The sequence below is a fragment of the Haemophilus haemolyticus genome, assembly GCF_001679045.1.
Lineage (GTDB): Bacteria > Pseudomonadota > Gammaproteobacteria > Enterobacterales > Pasteurellaceae > Haemophilus > Haemophilus haemolyticus.
Genome location: NZ_LYCK01000013.1, coordinates 216,494 through 219,583 on the forward strand (window position 1 = coordinate 216,494; position 3,090 = coordinate 219,583).

General features: G+C 36.9%; 2 protein-coding genes. Both read left to right on the forward strand.

Annotated elements, in window-relative coordinates:
• Positions 1-68 precede the first annotated feature (68 nt).
• Positions 69-1,394 carry an ATP-dependent RNA helicase SrmB gene (gene srmB / locus A8M50_RS06750; RefSeq protein WP_005635084.1) on the forward strand — a complete coding sequence of 442 codons (1,326 nt, stop codon included), beginning with the start codon at positions 69-71 and terminating at the stop codon, positions 1,392-1,394.
• Between the two features lie 338 nt (positions 1,395-1,732).
• Positions 1,733-3,090: coiled-coil domain-containing protein (locus tag A8M50_RS08965; RefSeq protein WP_162270453.1), on the forward strand; the 1,358-nt coding region annotated here is incomplete at its 3' end.

A 3,090-nucleotide genomic window follows, 5' to 3' on the forward strand; every position in this document is an offset into this window, starting at 1 on the left:
AATGAGTTATCAACAGCCCCTAATTTCAGGTATAATCCGCGTCAATTTTAACAAAGAACCGCACAATAATGAATTTATCCCAATTTGAACAATTCGATCTTTCTCCTGAGCTTTTAAAGGCGCTTGAGAAAAAAGGTTATTCCCGCCCAACAGCTATTCAAATGGAAGCCATTCCTGCTGCAATGGAAGAGCGTGATGTATTAGGATCTGCACCAACGGGAACAGGAAAAACGGCTGCTTTTTTACTACCTGCGCTACAACATTTATTGGATTATCCTCGTCGTAAACCAGGCCCGCCGCGTATTTTGGTATTAACGCCAACCCGTGAACTGGCAATGCAAGTGGCTGAACAAGCGGAAGAATTAGCGCAGTTCACCCATTTAAATATTGCGACAATTACAGGTGGCGTGGCGTATCAAAATCACGGTGATGTGTTCAACACTAATCAAGATTTGGTGGTGGCTACGCCCGGTCGTTTGTTGCAATACATTAAGGAAGAAAATTTTGATTGCCGTTCGGTTGAAATGCTGATTTTTGATGAAGCAGATAGAATGTTACAAATGGGATTTGGACAAGATGCGGAAAAAATTGCGGCTGAAACCCGTTGGCGAAAACAAACCTTGTTATTTTCTGCTACCTTGGAAGGGGAGTTGTTGGTCGATTTCGCGGAGCGTTTATTGAATGATCCTGTTAAAGTGGATGCTGAACCAAGTCGTCGAGAGAGAAAAAAAATTAATCAATGGTATTATCACGCAGACAGCAATGAACATAAAATCAAATTGCTCGCACGCTTTATCGAAACTGAAGATGTGACGCGTGGAATTGTGTTTGTTCGTCGTCGTGAAGATGCGCGTGAACTTTCTGAAACATTGCGTAAACGAGGTATTCGTTCCGCGTATTTAGAAGGTGAAATGGCACAAACTCAACGTAACAATGCGATTGATAAATTGAAATCAGGTATTGTGACGGTATTGGTTGCAACCGATGTGGCGGCGCGTGGTATTGATATTGATGATGTAAGCCATGTTATGAATTTTGATTTGCCGTATAGTGCGGATACTTATTTGCATCGAATTGGACGTACAGCGCGAGCAGGTAAAAAGGGCACGGCAGTCTCTTTTGTTGAAGCCCATGATTACAAGTTACTGGGTAAAATCAAACGCTATACTGAGGAAATTTTAAAGGCGCGTATTTTAGAAGGTTTAGAACCTCGCACTAAGCCACCAAAAGATGGTGAAGTGAAATCTGTCAGCAAAAAACAAAAGGCACGTATTAAAGAAAAACGTGAAGAAAAGAAAAAAACAGAGGCGAAGAAAAAAGTGAAATTACGTCATAAGGATACGAAAAATATCGGCAAACGACGCAAGCCAAGTAACTCAAATACTGAACAATAATTTAATGATAAGAAAGCCTTTCCTAAGATTTTGGAAAGGCTTTTGTCTATGCTTGATTCCATATAGTTAATCAATGCACATTCCAAGTATTCCCTCAAACTAACTCAATTTTTATTCTAATTTGAAAAATTAGGTTAATTTTCACCGCACTTTGTATTTTATATTGAAATTGTGATCTAGATCACTTTATTGAAATTGTATTCTATACGTTTTAGGTGTATAAATTACACGCTTTAAGGTTGAGATATATTAATTATTTGGGATAATTGATTGATTCACTTTTTCGCAATTATTTTATAAAACAACATAAACCAAGTTAACCAAAAAGGATTATTTTTATGAAATGTGAAATTTTAAAACGCACTGCGATAGCATTATTTGTGGGTGGTATTGTTTCGGCTTCAGCTACTGCAGAAGATACATCTGTTGAGGCTGCTGGAAGTTCGTTTGGAAAAGCTATTAACACAGAGATTACAAAACAAACGGAAGCTGTTAAATCAGAAGTCACTGAAAAAATTACAAAACAAGACGAGAAAATTAAAAAGATTAACAAGAATCTTTCTGGCGTTGCTGCCAATTCTTACAATAACACATTAACTTTAAATGGTTTTAAAGCTGGTGATACTGTGTATGATGTAAATACAGATACAAATGAAGTAACTCCCAAAAAAGCAACAGAGGAAGATGTTAAGAATGATCCTTTAGAAGGAAAAGGGATAGTTGCTACCGTTGTTAAAAATAAAGATTCTATAGAGGATCTAAGTGAAGATTTGGATAAAACAGATGAGAACGTTGAAAGACTGGCTGGCGATGTTAAAAAGAATAGAGAGGATCTAATTGGAGCTGCTGGGGCAGTTAAGGATTTGCAGGATGGGGTTTCAGACTTGCATAAGGTTGTATATGGCCCTGAGGGTAAGCCTGAGGAAGGATTAGTTAATGCGATTGCTGGAGTAGCTGCAAACTCTTACAATAACACATTAACTTTAAATGGTTTTAAAGCTGGTGATACTGTGTATGATGTAAATCCAGATACAAATAAAGTAACTCCAAAAAAAGCAACAGAGGAAGATGTTAAGAATGATCCTTTAGAAGGAAAAGGGATAGTTGCTACCGTTGTTAAAAATAAAGATTCTATAGAGGATCTAAGTGAAGATTTGGATAAAACAGATGAGAACGTTGAAAGACTGGCTGGCGATGTTAAAAAGAATAGAGAGGATCTAATTTCTGCTAACACTCAATTTGAAAAATTGGATAAAGAGGTTTCAGAATTAACTACTGCTATGGATAGTGTAACTGGTGAAGGTGGATTATACGACATCGTCAAGAAACATAAAGAGATTATAGATGGTGACGGTAGTCCTGATTCAGGATTAGTTCATGTGGTTGATAAACATTCAGAAATCATTAATGACTTGAAACGCTATAATCATTTAGACGATGTTAAGGCTCTTGTTGAAAACAAAGCTGATAAGCAAGCATTAGAAGCTCTTAAAGAAGAAGTGTCTACTAATTCAGAAGCTATTACCAGTGTATCTGATCAGGTTGAAGAAAATCATAATTCTATAGAAAATGTTCGTGAGGAACACTACAACTTAGTTAGTGATGTCAAGAAATTTGTAGAGGATTATAATAAGTTTGCCGATGATACAAATAAAGAACTGGACGAAAAAGCAAACGCATCAGAGGTATATACTAA

Bases quoted from the DNA above. Each gene is read 5' to 3' on its own strand.
- srmB (WP_005635084.1), top strand. From the start codon at position 69: ATGAATTTATCCCAATTTGAACAATTCGATCTTTCTCCTGAGCTTTTA.